The sequence below is a fragment of the Candidatus Dormiibacterota bacterium genome (genome assembly GCA_035536395.1).
Taxonomy (GTDB): Bacteria; Patescibacteriota; Saccharimonadia; order UBA4664; family DATLOE01; genus DATLOE01.
Genome location: DATLOE010000018.1, coordinates 1 through 15,703, shown reverse-complemented (window position 1 = coordinate 15,703; position 15,703 = coordinate 1). Strand labels below are relative to the sequence as shown.

Sequence of the window (15,703 nt, the reverse complement as noted above, 5' to 3'; positions counted from 1 at the left end):
TTGATATAATGATTGGATGACCAAATTCCAGATTCAAAGCGAATACAAACCGGCGGGGGATCAGCCCAAAGCTATTGAGGCCCTGACAGAGGGTATCGAGCGAGGCGACCGGGAGCAGACGCTTTTGGGTGTGACAGGCTCGGGCAAGACCTTTACTATGGCAAATGTAGTGCAGAATGTGCAGAAGCCAACGCTCGTCTTGTGCCACAATAAAACCCTGGCGGCCCAACTGTATGGCGAATTCAAACAGTTTTTTCCTAATAACTCCGTGCAGTATTTTGTAAGCTACTACGATTACTACCAGCCAGAGGCCTACATACCCCGCAGCGATACATATATAGAAAAAGACTCCTCGATTAATGAGGAAATAGACAGGTTGCGTCACGCCGCCACCATGAGCCTGCTGACGCGCAAAGACGTGCTGATTGTGGCTTCTGTAAGCTGTATTTACGGCTTGGGCAGTGTGGAAGATTACACCAGTATGACGGTAGACGTGAAGGTGGGGGAGGTGCGCAAACGCGATAAACTGCTGCGGCTTTTGACCGACGTTCAGTATTCGCGTAATGACATAAGCTTTACCCGAGGCACGTTCCGGGTGCGGGGCGATACGGTAGAAGTATTCCCGGTCGGTGGCGACACAGCTTACAGGATTCAATTCTTTGGCGATGAAGTAGAGCGCATCCGCCAGGTAGATCCGCTAACGGGCGAGGTGTTGGCAGACAGGCAAGAGCTTAAGATATTCCCGGCCAAGCACTTTGTAACCCCACATCAGAAGCTGGTGCGCGCTATAGTGCAGATTAGGGCCGAAATGGAGCAGCGGGTAAAGCAGCTGGAATCCCAGAATAAACTGCTGGAGGCCCAGCGCTTAAAACAGCGCACCAACTTCGATATGGAAATGCTAGAGCAGACCGGCTATGTGGCTGGGATCGAAAACTACTCTAGGTATCTGACCAACCGTGAGCCGGGGGAGCAGCCGGCAACACTGCTCGATTACTTCCCCGATGATTTTCTAATGTTTGTAGACGAAAGCCATATGACTATTCCGCAGGTGCGCGGTATGTATAACGGCGATAGGGCGCGTAAAACAACTTTGATAGAGTACGGTTTCCGTCTGCCCAGTGCGCTCGATAACCGTCCGCTGAAATTCGACGAGTTCGAGCGGCACCTGCACCAGGCGGTGTACGTTTCTGCTACCCCCGCCGAATGGGAGGTTAAGCGCTCAGCTCAGGTGGCAGAGCAGGTGGTGCGGCCTACGGGGCTGCTCGATCCAGCCATCAGCGTGCGGCCGGTAAGACACCAGATAGATGACCTTATCAACGAAATCCGTGAAACTGTTAAAAAGAAAGAGAGGGTACTAGTAACCACGTTAACCAAACGGATGGCGGAGGATCTCACCGAGTACCTGCAGGAAGCCGGCATAAAGGTGCAGTACTTGCACTCAGAGGTCCATACTTTAGATAGGCTGGATGTGCTGCATGGTCTGCGCTCAGGTAAGTACGACGTGGTGGTGGGGATTAACCTGCTGCGAGAGGGCCTGGACCTGCCCGAGGTCAGCTTGGTGGCTATTCTAGATGCCGATAAGGAAGGGTTTCTGCGCAGCGATCAGGCATTAATACAGACCATCGGCCGGGCTGCCCGCCATGTGGATGGGCGGGTAATAATGTATGCCGATAATATGACCGGTTCTATGAAGCGGGCAATTGGGATAACAGATAAGCGCCGTAAGCTGCAGGCTGAGTATAACCAGAAGCACAACATTACCCCGGCTGGCATAAAGAAGGCGCTGGCTGAGAGCATGCGGGCCGAAGAGGAGGCCGAAGTAGGTGACATTAAGCCGCTGGAGATTAAAGGGATACCAAAAGACGAGCGTAAACATTTGGTTAGCGAGCTGACCCAGCAGATGATGCTGGCTGCCGAAAATCTGCAGTTTGAGCGGGCTGCCGCCCTGCGCGACCAGATAGAGGAGCTGAAAGCGGCCCTTAAAACTAAGCGAAAATAACTTTACAAATTAAACCTTTTATGCTATAGTGTCAGGCAGCATCCGGTGAGGATGAGTATGCGGGCAAATAACCCGTTTTACAGATTGGGGAGGATTCATGGATGGTCACGACCCATACGCCAGGAAGATGCAGGATCGTTACGAGGAGCTGGATATGATCATTAAGATCATTGCTTTTCCATTCAACTTCTTACGGTTCGTGCTCTTCCAAATACGCCCGACCGGTTCACCGACTAGCTCCAAGGCTTAGAGAGGGAGGAAGCAGTATGCTGTACCGTTCCGGAAACACCCGCCAGCTTCCTTCGGTAGACTGGAGGGTAGTAAGAGCACAGCTGCCGATGGTGGCTATTGTAGCCGCATTTGCGGTCTACACGTTTTCGCCGTTCGTGGCCGCCGTTCTGGCAATTGGAGCCATGGCCATGGTGCCAAAGCTCCTGTCTAGCAATGGCAGCAGCCTCATGAAGTAAGCAAGCCCCGGTTAACACCGGGGCTTTTCATATCCACACCCACTACTCTTGATAACCGGGCGTTTTTTGCGTATAATCAAGACTTGTTTTTAGAGGGCAGTAGGAGTGATTACTTGAGTATGCAAGATAAGATTGTGGTGCGCGGAGCCCGCGAACACAACTTGAAAAACATCAATGTCGAAATCCCCCGCGATAAACTAGTGGTAATTACAGGGCTTTCCGGTTCGGGTAAATCCTCACTGGCATTTGATACAATTTACGCTGAAGGCCAGCGCCGTTATGTAGAATCGCTCAGTGCTTACGCCAGGCAGTTTCTGGGTTTAATGGAAAAGCCGGACGTGGACCAGATAGATGGTTTGAGTCCCGCTATTTCAATTGACCAAAAATCGAGCTCTCGCAACCCCCGCTCCACAGTCGGTACTGTGACAGAAGTGTACGACTACCTGCGCCTGCTGTACGCCCGCATTGGCGTTCCGCACTGTCCGATCTGCGGCCATGAGGTGGCCCGGCAGACAAGCCAGCAGATAGTAGACCAGATTATGAACCGCCCGCAAGGCGAGCGCATTATGGTGTTGGCTCCGGTAGTGGAAGATAAAAAGGGCGAACATCGACACCTGGCTCCAGAGCTAAAAAAGGCCGGCTTTTCGCGTGTGCGCATAGACGGCACAATCTACGACTTAGATGAGTTTCCGAATCTGGATAAGCACAAAAAACACACTATCGAAGCGGTGGTAGACCGGTTGGTAGTTGAAGAGGAATCAAAAAAGCGCCTAAGCGAATCAGTGGAGCAATCGCTGAACTTAGGCGAGGGTATGGTAAAGATTTTAGAAGCTGACTCAGGTAAGCTCGATGTATTCAGTGAGCACTACGCCTGCCCCGACCACCCAGAGCTTAGTATGCCCGAGATCGCTCCGCGTAACTTTTCTTTCAACTCCCCGCACGGCGCCTGCCCCCACTGTACCGGCCTCGGTATGCGGCTGGAGGTTGACCCAGAGGTGGTCATTCCCAACCGACGGCTGACTATTTCAGAGGGCGCTATTCGCCCTTGGGCACGAACCACCTCGCGTATTACCTGGTATACCAAGCTGTTGGCGGGTGTGGCTAAGAAGTTTCGTTTTTCACTAGATACTCCAGTAGCCCAAATGCGCCCTGACGACCTGCGCACTATTCTCTATGGCGCAGGCGACACTACGATTGACGTTAAGGGCCCCGGCGGCCGCACCTACCACACTACTTACGAGGGTGTAATTCCTAATTTGGAGCGCCGCTATCAAGAGACCGATTCCGATTTTGTGCGTCGGGAAATCTCTAAATATATGACTGAATGCGAATGTCCGGTATGTAAGGGACAGCGGCTTAAGCCGGAAATGCTGGCTGTTACCGTCCAGCAAAAATCGATAGTAGACATCACCAAGCTTTCGATCGCCGATGCCACTAAGTTTTTTGAAGAATTAAAGCTGAGTGGCAAAGAATTGGAGATCGCCAACCAGATATTAAAAGAAGTGCGTTCGCGCTTACAGTTCTTAAACGATGTTGGACTCTCATACCTCACGCTCGATCGCAGCGCAAACACCCTGGCCGGCGGCGAGGCACAGCGCATTCGCCTAGCTACCCAAATCGGCTCTAGTTTAATGGGTGTGCTATACATTCTAGATGAGCCATCCATTGGCCTGCATCAGCGCGACAATGACCGTTTAATTTCTACCCTTGTGCGCCTACGCGATCTTGGTAACACGGTGATCGTGGTAGAACACGATGAAGACACCATTTGGGCAGCCGACCACTTGATTGATATCGGCCCCGCGGCCGGCGAGCATGGCGGCGAGGTAGTGGCGGCCGGCTCCCCGCAAGAAGTGGCCAAGCACCCCACCAGCCTGACCGGCCAGTACTTAGCCGGGCTGCAGTCTATTCCGATTCCAGAAAAGCGACGCGCTGGAACGGGGCAGAGCCTGGTAATTAAGAATGCCCGCGAGCACAACCTGAAAGAGATCGATGTAGAGGTGCCTCTAGGTAAATTTGTGACTGTTACAGGTGTATCTGGCTCGGGTAAGTCGAGCCTCATAAATGACATTCTAGCCAAGCGCCTAGCTCAGGTTTTCCACAGGTCATCGGACGTGGCCGGTAAGCACGATGACATTGAAGGTTTAAAGAATCTCGATAAGGTGATAAGTGTGGATCAATCACCCATCGGCCGCACACCCCGCAGCAACCCGGCTACATATACCGGGGTGTTCGGCGATATCCGCGATTTATTTGCGGCTACGCCCGAGTCTAAGATCCGCGGCTACAAAGCCGGCCGGTTTTCATTTAACGTCAAGGGGGGGCGTTGTGAGGCTTGCCGAGGCGATGGCATTATTAAGATAGAAATGCACTTTTTACCCGATGTGTATGTGACTTGCGAGGTCTGCAAGGGCCGGCGCTATAACCGTGAAGCACTGGAAGTCCACTACAAAGGCAAGAATATATCCGAGGTGCTAGAAATGACGGTGGAGGAAGCCCATGAGTTTTTCCAGAATATCCCTGCCATTAAGCGTAAACTAGATACCTTGAACGAAGTCGGTCTTGGTTACATCCGCCTTGGCCAGCCAGCTACGACGCTTTCTGGCGGTGAGGCCCAGCGTATTAAACTGGCTACTGAGCTGGCCAGACGTTCGACTGGTAAAACGCTCTATATTTTGGACGAGCCGACCACCGGCCTGCACTTTGAAGATGTTAAAAAGCTTTTGCATGTGCTGAACGCGCTAGTTGATACCGGGAACTCGGTGCTGGTAATTGAACACAACCTGGATGTAGTTAAATGCGCCGATTGGGTGATAGATATGGGACCGGAGGGCGGTAATGGTGGGGGGCAGGTGATCGGTACTGGTACACCCGAGCGCATAGCGGATATTAAGGGTTCGCATACGGGGCATTATTTAGCTAAAATGTTTAGTGATGGCAGAAAACCAACCGCAGCCAAACCACGGCGAATTCCAGCAGCCAAACGCTGAAATTCTACCTGACTTAGAAGACAAAAAATCTCTTTTTCGTGATGCAGAAGCATCTATGGCCAGTTATATTGGCGGTGCCCAGTCGGCGATACGAGCAGAAACCGATGGTGACCACAGGGCTATAAGGGATGAGCAGGAGCCAGAGAATGTCGCTGCCGTAAACTGGAAGTTAAGCTTGGGCGAGCTAAAAAATCAGTATGAACGCCGCGGGCAGCACCCGGATGAAGACGAGTTTCGCCGCAAGCTACTGAAGGTAGTGTTGTCTGCCACCAGAAAAGTCCAGGATGAACTGGCCTTAATGGAGGCTCCAGAAGAAAAGCTGACTCCGCCCAAGCAGTTTGAGCAGTTCACTCAGGAAGAGTGGCGTGAACTGGAACCGTATTACTACCCTCTGCCGGAAGAAAATGAAAAAGCGGCCGCATAAAGCGGCCGCTTAAAACTTGGCCTAGGGCATTCGTCCGACGCTAAGAGCTCCTATTGAGCCATAAAACATCAGGAGGGTTAAGAGAATCAGGGCAGATATTACTACCGGCCAAAGGCTTAGCGACAGCCCCGCGCCTATTGCCACCATTAGGCATGCCACGGCTATGTTCCATAATATTTTACGGCGCCGACATTCTTCGTGCTTATCACTAAGCAATCGACCAGCATTCTCGTTTATTACGGCACCGAACAGTCTGCCGGTACAAAGAGCTGCTATTCCAGTAAGAAAGCTAAGCCCCGCAGTGGCTAGCGTAATAAGCATCTTGGCCGTCCTCTCTTCAAATCCAAGGTACAATAAAATACTTTTACCATAAGCAGGTGATAAAATAAAGCAATGAAAAAAGCGGCCGCATAAAGCGGCCGCTAGAAGTCTGACTTCTTTCTTGAAGCGAGAAGTGAGACTTGGGAGGATTGGTACTAGGCAGGAGGGTTTGCCGGAGTGACAGACCTGATTTTTTGCAGGGGGCTTAAGTCAGGCCCATACAACACGGAAGTTTGCCCTGGGATGTCTGTTAGCCACCCTGGACAGCCATACCAATACCAGTAATCCAAAACTCGCGCCTGGGCTTGCTGCATGACGCTCGACAGATCGCCTCAAATAGGCTGAGCAGATACCACATGAGCGGCCGTCAATCTTGTGCAGATCGAAACCGAATGTTTCTTTCAGCAGGACTTCGGTCTTCTGATCGATCACCAGATTTGAACCCAGTACCCCTACCGGCTCTTCGCCACCGGTGTCGATGACTACGTTGACGTGGGCCTCCATTGCCATTATGTCTCCTTATTGTCGAAGGTCTGAGAGACTTATACCATCAATTGGTGATAAAATAAAGCAATGAAAAAGCGGCCGCATAAAGCGGCCGCTTAAATGTACAGAGGAGCTACTCGTACCCCTAGGTTTTGTAGTAGGCTCTGTACTTTGGTACGAAGAAACGGTCGGTTTCAAGAATCCACACCGCACAGCCTACGGCGATACCGCCCATGACCAATCCGGCAATATTCCCCCACAGCTCGCTGTCGAAGAATTCCTTCGGCAAGATGAGGTTGTATGCCAGGAAAACCACAGCTAGTCCGGGAATGACTATTGCCAGGCATAGCGCGAGCCAGATTAGGCCTATAGCCCAGAATGAATCTAAAATCACGCGTTTGCCATCCATGTCATATGCCCGCTTGTGTTCTTTCGGGTAAGCGAAAAATCTCAAAGCTGTCATTTCTCTCCCTCGGTAGGGCTGAAAGTACTCTTATATCTTGCGATATAATCATACTTACAATAACATAACAGCTTTAAAAAGTCAATAGTGAGGTATAATTAAGCAATGGCGCAATCTGAAAAACTTGCTCAAAAACTTAAGCAACTGCCGAAGCAGCCCGGTATTTATTTATTTAAGAATGCCAAAGGCAAGATTATTTACATTGGCAAAGCCGCGGTGCTGAAAAACCGGGTCGGTTCGTATTTCCAAAAGACTCGTGACCGTGATTATAAAACCAGACTACTTATTGGCGAAATCACTAACCTAGATTGGATAGAGGTTGATAGCGAGGTAGAGGCGCTGTTTCTAGAAAGCGAGTTTATTAAGCGCTACAAGCCGAAGTACAACATCAACCTGCGTGACGACAAGCATTGGATCTACATTCGCATTCCCATAAAAGATGAGTTTCCAGTGGTCACTTACGTTCGTCGGCCAATGGATGATAAGGCTGAGTATTTCGGTCCCTACACCCAGGGCGACGCTGTGCGTAAGGCGATGCGCCACCTGCGAAAGATATTCCCATACGTCACCCACCAGACGATGCCCAAGCGGGGCTGCCTGCATTACCATATTGGTTTATGCCCGGGGCCTGAGGAAGGGGCAACTACTTCTGCCGAATATAAGCGCAGCCTGCGTAAGCTGATGATGTATCTTAGAGGCCAAAAGGCTAAGTTGATCGCTCAACTTGAAAAAGAGATGGCGCGAGCGGCCAGAAGAAAAGATTACGAAGGGGCGGCAGGACGGCGGGACCAACTGTATAACCTATACTCACTCTCTAAGCAGATGATTTTTAAAGACAAAGAGATGTTCGATCTAACGCTCGATCAAGCCCTTGTGGGGCTGGCCGACCGGCTGCAGATGCAAGGGTTGCCTAAGCGGATTGAAGCCTATGACATTTCACATTTGCAGGGGACGGACAACGTAGCAAGTATGATCGTATTTCAGGACGGTATACCCAACAGGCAGGAGTACAAACGTTTTAAAATGCGCCTAAAGGGTAACGACGATTTTGCTCATATGCGCGAGGTCATACGTCGCCGTTTCAGCGGCACTAATTTAGAGAATTGGGCCAAACCAGACCTGATTATTATAGACGGTGGCAAGGGACAGCTTTCAGCGGCTTTAGGTGTAATGGAGGAAAGCGGGATTACTATTCCTGCGATTGGGCTAGCTAAAAGGGAAGAGGAGATTATTCGCCAGGCCGACAACCTCTTTGAATCGATTCTTTTACCACGCGATTCGCATGTACTGCACCTGCTGCAGCGCATTAGAGATGAGGCCCATCGCTTTGCCGTTACTTATCATAGCCTGCTGAGGAGCCGCCGTCAGACCGGCTCGCAGTTAGACACTGTGCCTGGGGTGGGGCCGGCAACTCGTAAGAAACTGGTAAAAAGTTTCGGTAGTGTGGCCGGCGTAAAACAAGCCAGCGTGGAAGAGCTGACTACTATTATTGGCGCTGCTAAAGCCAAAACCGTTAAGCAGTATCTCATCTAGCTGGGCTGCTTGAGGGGCAGACTGGTTTACAGATTACTTAAACCTGCTATGCTTATGGTAATAAATAATCGTAATGTCAGATAAGAAACTTGTATACATAATAGATGACGATGCTGGTCTGCTTGCGGCTTATTCGGCAGCCGTAACCAAACTTGGCTACCAAGTAGCTACAGCCAGTGACGGCATTAAGGCTTTAGCTCTAGTAAAAGCAGCCAAGCCAGATCTGATGCTATTAGACCTTTTAATGCCGAATATGGATGGTATCGGCATGCTGAAAGAGATTCGCAAAGATAAAAACAACCAGGATATTAAGGTTATAACGGTCAGTAATTTTGAGCAGCATCAGGAAGGCGCTGGGCTCGGTGTAGTAAAGCACATTACCAAAATGAACTCCGGTCCAGATGAAGTAGCCGCCACTGTAGACGCCGTTATACGGCAGGGAGCATAGCCGAAGTCAGCTTAAAATGGTATAGTTAGCCGCAATGATTAGACAATTCCTTCTTCGTTGGTTAATAAACTTTCTGGGGCTTTGGACGGCCGCCAGTCTGCTTTCTGGTATCGATTACGATGAGCGGGTAAGGGTACTTATAGTCGCGGCTCTGCTGTTCTCTGTCGTGAATGCGCTCATCCGCCCATTAGTGGTGGTACTGGCCCTGCCGGCTATAGTACTGACACTCGGCTTGTTTACGTTTGTAATTAACGCTCTCATGCTCTATCTAGTAACTGTGTTTTACAGCAACTTCCATATTGATTCATTCAGCCAAGCCATTTTAGCTGCCATTATTATTTGGGCCGTTAACTATCTACTGACAGACGTGGTAGAAAATTCCAGGCGGCCAGCATGAAGGCATTCTTTAATTATCTAACCATAATCTCTGCCATTATTATGATTACCAGTATTCTGCTCCAGGCGCGGGGCTCAAGTCTTGGTGCGGCTTTTGGCGGCGCCGGCGATTTTCATGGCAGTCGGCGTGGTTCAGAGAAAGTTCTGTATAACGCTACGATTATTGCGGCAACGGTGTTTGTGCTCTCCGTTATCTTAAGCATACTTGCCAGTAGTTAGCAGTGTGGTCTTACTTTAATTTTCGCTTTCATCGGCAGTTGCGCAAAGTGCGCCGCCAGTTGATGCGCTTTAGGATTATATTTCGTGAATATGCCGGTCTGCACTTAGTCGGTAAGTGGAAACAGTTGGCCATGATTCGCCGGTTTGTGATCCTCTGGTGGGGGCTGGTTATAGGACTGTTTATAGGTCTGGTCTGGCAGACCAGTATGGTGGTTGGGCGCTACCTGCAGCCAACACCGATTGCGGGAGGCACTTACAGCGAGGCGGTGGTGGGTGCTGTGAAGAACATTAACCCCATACTGCCCGAAAGTGGCGCGGCCAATGATCTTAATCGTCTGATATTCAGCGGTCTAACCAAATACAACGCTCAGGGTGAGATTGAAGGCGATCTGGCAACGCACTGGGAGGTCAGCGCTGATGGCAAAACTTATGTTTTCCATCTGCGTAAAGATGTGCGCTGGCATGACGATGTGCCGTTTACGGCCCAAGACGTCGTATTTACCCTAATAGCTATTCAAAATCCTGACTCGCGCTCGCCGCTGGCTGGTACTTGGCAGGGGGTAAAAGTCGAGGCAAGGGATGACCGGACGGTAGTTTATACCCTACCCAAGCCCTTTACGCCTTTTATTCACACCACTGGAATCGGTGTTTTACCCAGGCATTTACTTGAGGGGGTCGATCCATCGGCTATGAGGGTGGCCGAGTTTAACCAGCGGCCAATCGGCACCGGGCCGTTTAAAATAGATCGCTTCGAACCGGCCGAAAACAAGGCTGCCTTAAAGGCTTACAAGAAATACCATAATGGTGCGCCGTTGCTAGATGAAGTCGTGCTGCATTTCTACCCCACCATAGCCGAAGCCCTGCAGGCGTACGAGCGCCGAGTAGTTAAAGGGGTGGGTCGAGTGCAGGCTGGTCAGATTAAGCAGGCCGAGCGCTTAAGTAATTTGAAACTTCAGGAACTGAGCGTGCCCGACGAGGTGGGGGTATTTTTTAAAACCGGCGGCCCGCTGACCGGCCACAAATCGGTGCGGATGGCCATAGCCCTTGCCACTAACCGCGAATCTATTATCAGTCAAATATTGGGAGGATACGCCCTGCCGCTATCTGGGCCGCTCTTACCAGGGAGACAGGGGATAAACGAAGTGCAGCCTAAGGCCGATATTAAGAAGGCGATTGCCACTCTAGAGGGTGATGGCTGGCAGAGAGATGCAGACGGCATTCGTAAAAAGGGCGAGCAGAAGCTGCGGCTCAAGTTGGTGACCCAAAAAGACAGCCAGTATGTGGCTGTGGCCGAGGCACTTAAGTTGCAGTGGCAGAAAATCGGTGTGGAGACGGAGGTTATTTTGCTAGATAACACTACTTTGCAGCAGAGCTACATTCGCCCGCGCCAGTACGATGTACTGCTCTATGGCATTAATACCGGGGCCGATCCGGATGTTTACGCCTACTGGCACTCTTCGCAGGCTAAAGACCCGGGCCTGAATGTTTCTGCTTACAGTTCGCCAGCGGCCGACAAGGCCTTGGAGGCCGGGCGGACGATTACCGATGAAGCCACTAGAACTGCCAAGTACAAGGCCTTTCTTTCGGCCTGGAATAGCGATATACCGGCGGTAATGCTCTATAGCCCGTATTACATCTACGGTGTACCCAAGGACCTGTATGGCATGAAGGCTGAAAAAATAATCACCCCTCCAGATAGGTTTTATGGCATAGAGGGGTGGGCGGTTAAAACCGACAAAATTAATTTTTAATGGTGGGCGAGAGAGGACTTGAACCTCCACGAGCTTGCGCTCACTAGCTCCTGAAGCTAGCGTGTCTACCATTTCACCACTCGCCCTTAACCTGGGAATATTAGCATAAAACGGCTAACGGTCTCAATCAGCACCAAAGAAACCTCGGGCCCTAATCTATTTCAACAACCTGAGCCTGGCCGTCTGTGTAGTATTTGGCGCCTGTGGCATTTCTATCGGGGTGAGATTTACGGATAACCGGAATCATTTGGACGGCCTCGCCCATGGAATGCCCCTGCTCTAATAGCTCTCTGGCAATGTAATCACGCTCGGTATCTAGATCGGCGCTGATGTGGTGGTGCACAAACGGCGGCAGTACATCTACCCGCAGGGCACAATCGTAACTGGCAGCCGCCACCCATACCTGCTTACCGCCTGAAAGATGGTGTTTAGTGCGCCAGATGCGAATATGGTGCCGCTGGCGGAAGCTGTTCTTACGCGTGCCCTTCTGAAAGGCTATGTCTTGCAGGCCGACACTAATGAAGTGGGGGGTAAAGGGGCCGGTTTTATAGGGCCGGTTTAGCGCCCCGCTTAAGAAGCCTAAAAAGAGGTGAATGGGGGAGGAGGGGTGAGCCGAATGCCAGCCGGCCTTCTCGAAAGCATGCTTAATGCCATTTTCTGTACCGATGAATATGAGATTAATCGGGTCCATTTTCTGCCCGGTAATGAACTGGCTGTATTTGGGGAGCTGGCTGATAATTTCGGGGTTAAGCTTGCGGTGGTTCTCCCTGCCCCAGCCCCTGGGCTTATATATCTTCTCCAGAGTGGTCATATGCATTAGGGTAGAGATAAGTCGCAAGGAGAAGAGGGCTGTAAAGCCTACTGTTATTCTCACTAGCCAATTTTTATACACGCGTTTCACTTAGGGCATATTATGGCGGGGCAATCGCCCTATGTCGAGAGCTGCTGGCTTATGGTAGAATTAACATAAGAGTTTTAAAACAAAAAATGACATCTAAACAACTTAAAGATTTACAGCAACAGACCAAAGGCCAAGTTACTACAGACGAGGCCGTACGTAAGTATTTTTCTACCGACGGCAGTATATTTACGATTACCCCCGAAGCTGTAGCCTACCCCCGCAATACCCACGATGTGCAGGCCGTGGTCAGCTATGTTTACCAACAAAACCTCAGAGGAAAAAACTTAAATGTAGTGGCCCGCGGCAAAGGCACCGATCAAGCCGGTGGCGCGCTGGGCGATGGCATCATACTTGCTCTACCGGCTCATATGAATAAAATTCTGCGGGTAGGTAAAGATTCAGCCACAGTGCAGCCTGGGGTTTTGTACAGCAGTCTGCAGCGTATTCTGCATATGCACGAAAGATTCCTGCCGCCATACCCATCCTCTATAGATTACTCAACCATCGGCGGGGCCGCGGCTAATAACGCCTGCGGAGAGAAGACCCTAAAGTACGGCTCGACCCGCGAGTGGGTTAAGAGCCTTAAGGTGGTACTGGCAGATGGCTCAGAGATAGAGACCAAAAAGCTGACCGGCCGCGAACTGAACCGCAAAAAGGGTTTAATGACCTTAGAGGGCGAAATTTACCGCCGGGTAGACAGCCTGATTCGAGATAATTCAGCTCTTATTCACCAGTCCCAGCCTAAGACCACAAAGAATTCCGCCGGTTACGCGTTGGGCCGTGTACGGCAGAATGGTTACTTTGACCTTTCCCAACTGTTTATAGGCGCTCAGGGTACACTGGGGGTGATTACCGAAGTTACACTGAAGACGGCTCCTTATAACCCCCGCACTACTCTAGTGGTCGGTTACTTTGACGATCTGGAAAAGGCCGGGGAGGCGGTGCTGCGCTTGCAGAAGCTGAAACCGAGTGCTATGGAGGTGGTAGATTATCACTTGCTGAAATTCCTGCAACAGTACAAGCCGGAAACCCTAAAGGGCTTAGTGCCCGATCCGCTACCGAAGATTATTGTGCTGATTGAGTTCGATAATACCTCACAGCTCAAGCAGAACATTCTTAGCCGCCGGGCCGCCCGCATCGTATCCAAAATGTCCGGTACTCATACAATCGCCAAAAAGCCGAAAGAGCAGGAGGCCTTGTGGCAGGTGCGGCACTCGGCCGCGGCTGTAATATGGATGGCCGCTGGTAAAAAGAAATCCCTGCCGATTATAGAAGACGGCGTAGTGCCGGTAGAAAAGTTCCCCGAGTTTTTGGAGGCCACCTACAAACTGCTGAATAAGTTTAAGCTAGATATTGCCGTTTGGGGGCATGCTGGCGATGCCAATCTGCACTTGCAGCCGATTATGGATCTTTCCAAAATCGCTGACCGTAAGAAGATTATTAAGCTGATGAACGAGTTTTACACCATGGTTATTAAAATGGGCGGCTCCACCTGCGGCGAGCATAATGACGGCCTGCTACGGGCGCCGTATCTGGAGAAATTATATGGCCCTGCAATGTATAGGCTGTTTGAGGAGGTTAAGGATATTTGTGACCCGCATAATGTCTTTAACCCGCGTATTAAGCTGGGCGTGCAGCAGAAAGATTTGGAGCCACTAATGCGCCGTGAATATTCTATGGAGCATTTGTACGATCACATGCCGCATACGTAATGGATATGACTACACTCATCGGAATAGCCGGAGCCTCTACAGTCTTAGGCGCTTTTGCAAAAACCCAGCTTAACCATTGGACGGCCAATTCGCGTAATTACCTGATTGCCAATCTGGTTGGTGCCATTTTACTGCTGGTTTATTCATACCTACTGAAGAGTTACCCTTTTATAATTTTGAATCTGGTGTGGGGCCTTGTTGCCCTGAGTGGCTTGATTAGGAAAAAGACTGTAAAATAAATCAGTTGCGCGGACGTGGCGGAATGGTAGACGCGCCAGCTTGAGGGGCTGGTGACCGCTTTAGGTCGTGGAGGTTCAAGTCCTCTCGTCCGCACCAAATTGAAAATAAGATATAAAGCAGATATCATTAAGTACTGTCCAGTACCGTTATGGGTGATTAGCTCAGTTGGCTAGAGCATCTCGTTTACACCGAGAGGGTCGGGGGTTCGAGTCCCTCATCACCCACCATGGCGCCTTAGCTCAGTTGGTAGAGCAGTGGCTTGAAGAGCCTCGTGTCGCTGGTTCGAGTCCAGCAGGCGCCACCAGTTCATTTTGTACTCCAGCTTACATTTGGCCCTAGTCAAATTTCAGCTTACGTACAAAGCCTCACTATCAAATTTTCAAACAGCGCGGCTTGGTTTGAAAATCTGTATTAGACAAAGATTTCGCGCTACGCGCGGGTGTAGCTCAGCTGTTAGAGCGCTTCCTTGCCAAGGAAGAGGCCCGGGGTTAGAGTCCCCGTACCCGCACCAAATTAAACGTTTAACCGCCCTCTATCGTTATGACAGAGGGCGGTTTTTGTTAGGCCATGGCTTTCAGCCTGTAATTGGGTTTGGGCTTGTGTCTGCTCCGGAGGTTTCTGCGAGCCCTTTCGAGCTCATAGAAGATTTCTTGCACAACCTCGTCCTCGCTCAAAGGCATGTTCGAGCGAAATACGAGCCTTTCGGTGCCACAGGCAGATATACAAACATCAACCGGGGATGTCTGTATGGTTACCTCTACGGCGTCAGTGCTGGTAAGTTCCAGCCTGAGTCGATCCGTTTCCGGAGTAAGGAGTGCTTCACTGGGCTTCAGGCAAGTGCGGTACGTCCTTCGAAAAGTCCTGACAGCTTCGTTGGTGAGCTCAATGAGGCGCTCTCTACCTTGATTAGTGATTCCCCGCATAGGATACCCTCCTACTATCGTGAGTTCACTACATTAATATTCTATAATAAAATTCCTGTTTTTCAAGCAATACAATAAAGTTGTATAATCGTATAGTTAGATAATCATAAATTAATGATTATCTGGCGCGGCACCGTGGCGGAGTGGTTACGCAGAGGTCTGCAAAACCTTTTACACCGGTTCAATTCCGGTCGGTGCCTCCAATTACAGATGACAGACTAACAGAGGCCAGAGGACAGATTTGGTTCGTCTGGCCTCCGTCTTCTGGATTCTGGCTTCTGTGTTAGCCCGGGTGGTGGAACGGTATACACGACGGACTTAAAATCCGTTGCCACAAGGCTTGTGGGTTCGAATCCCACTCCGGGCACCAGGGTCAGATGACAGATGACAGATGACAGAGACCAGATGACAGCTTAATTTCGTCCGGCTT

Annotated in this window: 15 protein-coding genes and 7 tRNA genes; 17 read left to right on the top strand and 5 right to left on the bottom strand. The window is 50.5% G+C overall.

What is annotated here, in order from left to right:
* Positions 1-16 precede the first annotated feature (16 nt).
* The 5 genes from uvrB (at position 17) to VNA68_02825 (ending at position 5,880) form a co-directional block, all read left to right on the top strand.
* Positions 17-1,999, top strand: a complete 1,983-nt coding sequence (gene uvrB, locus VNA68_02845) for an excinuclease ABC subunit UvrB (protein HVE81044.1) — start codon at positions 17-19, stop codon at positions 1,997-1,999.
* 97 nt (positions 2,000-2,096) lie between these two features.
* Entirely contained in the window at positions 2,097-2,249 is a 153-nt protein-coding gene (locus VNA68_02840; protein ID HVE81043.1) for a hypothetical protein, read from the top strand.
* Positions 2,250-2,265: 16 nt separating this feature from the next.
* The gene (locus VNA68_02835; protein HVE81042.1) at positions 2,266-2,466 is read left to right on the top strand and encodes a hypothetical protein; all 201 of its coding nucleotides are present in this window, start codon (positions 2,266-2,268) and stop codon (positions 2,464-2,466) included.
* 119 nt (positions 2,467-2,585) lie between these two features.
* Positions 2,586-5,456 (top strand): excinuclease ABC subunit UvrA, encoded by a 2,871-nt coding sequence (gene uvrA, locus VNA68_02830; protein HVE81041.1) that lies wholly within the window; start codon positions 2,586-2,588, stop codon positions 5,454-5,456.
* Entirely contained in the window at positions 5,401-5,880 is a 480-nt protein-coding gene (locus VNA68_02825; protein HVE81040.1) for a hypothetical protein, read from the top strand. The genes uvrA and VNA68_02825 overlap by 56 nt, the downstream gene beginning before the upstream one ends.
* Positions 5,881-5,901: 21 nt before the next feature.
* Here VNA68_02825 and VNA68_02820 read toward each other — a convergent pair whose 3' ends face one another.
* From VNA68_02820 to VNA68_02810, 3 genes are all read right to left on the bottom strand, one after another.
* Positions 5,902-6,201, bottom strand: a complete 300-nt coding sequence (locus VNA68_02820) for a hypothetical protein (protein ID HVE81039.1) — start codon at positions 6,199-6,201, stop codon at positions 5,902-5,904.
* Between the two features lie 210 nt (positions 6,202-6,411).
* A complete protein-coding gene (locus VNA68_02815) occupies positions 6,412-6,711 on the bottom strand; it encodes a hypothetical protein (GenBank protein HVE81038.1) in 300 nt (99 codons plus the stop codon).
* Between the two features lie 121 nt (positions 6,712-6,832).
* Positions 6,833-7,150, bottom strand: coding sequence for a hypothetical protein (locus VNA68_02810; GenBank protein ID HVE81037.1), 318 nt, complete (start codon positions 7,148-7,150; stop codon positions 6,833-6,835).
* Positions 7,151-7,255: 105 nt separating this feature from the next.
* Here VNA68_02810 and VNA68_02805 point away from each other — a divergent pair, with 105 nt between their 5' ends.
* The 5 genes from VNA68_02805 to VNA68_02785 all read left to right on the top strand — a co-directional run bounded on the left by VNA68_02805 (position 7,256) and on the right by VNA68_02785 (position 11,497).
* Entirely contained in the window at positions 7,256-8,683 is a 1,428-nt protein-coding gene (locus tag VNA68_02805) for an excinuclease ABC subunit UvrC (GenBank protein ID HVE81036.1), read from the top strand.
* A 73-nt stretch (positions 8,684-8,756) separates the two neighbouring features.
* Positions 8,757-9,131 (top strand): response regulator, encoded by a 375-nt coding sequence (locus VNA68_02800; GenBank protein ID HVE81035.1) that lies wholly within the window; start codon positions 8,757-8,759, stop codon positions 9,129-9,131.
* 34 nt (positions 9,132-9,165) lie between these two features.
* Positions 9,166-9,528, top strand: a complete 363-nt coding sequence (locus VNA68_02795) for a phage holin family protein (GenBank protein HVE81034.1) — start codon at positions 9,166-9,168, stop codon at positions 9,526-9,528.
* Positions 9,525-9,746: a preprotein translocase subunit SecG gene (gene secG / locus VNA68_02790; GenBank protein ID HVE81033.1), complete on the top strand. Its 222-nt coding sequence runs from the start codon at positions 9,525-9,527 to the stop codon at positions 9,744-9,746. The genes VNA68_02795 and secG overlap by 4 nt, the downstream gene beginning before the upstream one ends.
* Positions 9,747-9,748: 2 nt before the next feature.
* Entirely contained in the window at positions 9,749-11,497 is a 1,749-nt protein-coding gene (locus VNA68_02785) for a peptide ABC transporter substrate-binding protein (GenBank protein HVE81032.1), read from the top strand.
* Here the strand turns inward: VNA68_02785 and VNA68_02780 are convergent.
* Positions 11,498-11,583: transfer RNA gene (locus tag VNA68_02780), tRNA-Leu, on the bottom strand. It lies immediately after the preceding gene.
* Positions 11,584-11,648: 65 nt separating this feature from the next.
* Positions 11,649-12,371 carry an LssY C-terminal domain-containing protein gene (locus VNA68_02775; GenBank protein ID HVE81031.1) on the bottom strand — a complete coding sequence of 241 codons (723 nt, stop codon included), beginning with the start codon at positions 12,369-12,371 and terminating at the stop codon, positions 11,649-11,651.
* Between the two features lie 113 nt (positions 12,372-12,484).
* On the opposite strand from VNA68_02775, the gene VNA68_02770 reads away from it, so the two are divergent.
* The 7 genes from VNA68_02770 (at position 12,485) to VNA68_02740 (ending at position 15,643) form a co-directional block, all read left to right on the top strand.
* Complete coding sequence (locus VNA68_02770) at positions 12,485-14,110, top strand: FAD-binding oxidoreductase (GenBank protein HVE81030.1); 1,626 nt, start codon at positions 12,485-12,487, stop codon at positions 14,108-14,110.
* 248 nt (positions 14,111-14,358) lie between these two features.
* Positions 14,359-14,446: transfer RNA gene (locus VNA68_02765), tRNA-Leu, on the top strand.
* Between the two features lie 54 nt (positions 14,447-14,500).
* A tRNA-Val gene (locus VNA68_02760) sits at positions 14,501-14,577 on the top strand.
* A 1-nt stretch (position 14,578) separates the two neighbouring features.
* A tRNA-Phe gene (locus VNA68_02755) sits at positions 14,579-14,654 on the top strand.
* A 131-nt stretch (positions 14,655-14,785) separates the two neighbouring features.
* Positions 14,786-14,861, top strand: a tRNA-Gly gene (locus tag VNA68_02750).
* Between the two features lie 541 nt (positions 14,862-15,402).
* Positions 15,403-15,476: transfer RNA gene (locus VNA68_02745), tRNA-Cys, on the top strand.
* Between the two features lie 83 nt (positions 15,477-15,559).
* Positions 15,560-15,643 (top strand) — tRNA-Leu (locus VNA68_02740).
* Positions 15,644-15,703: the final 60 nt, after the last annotated feature.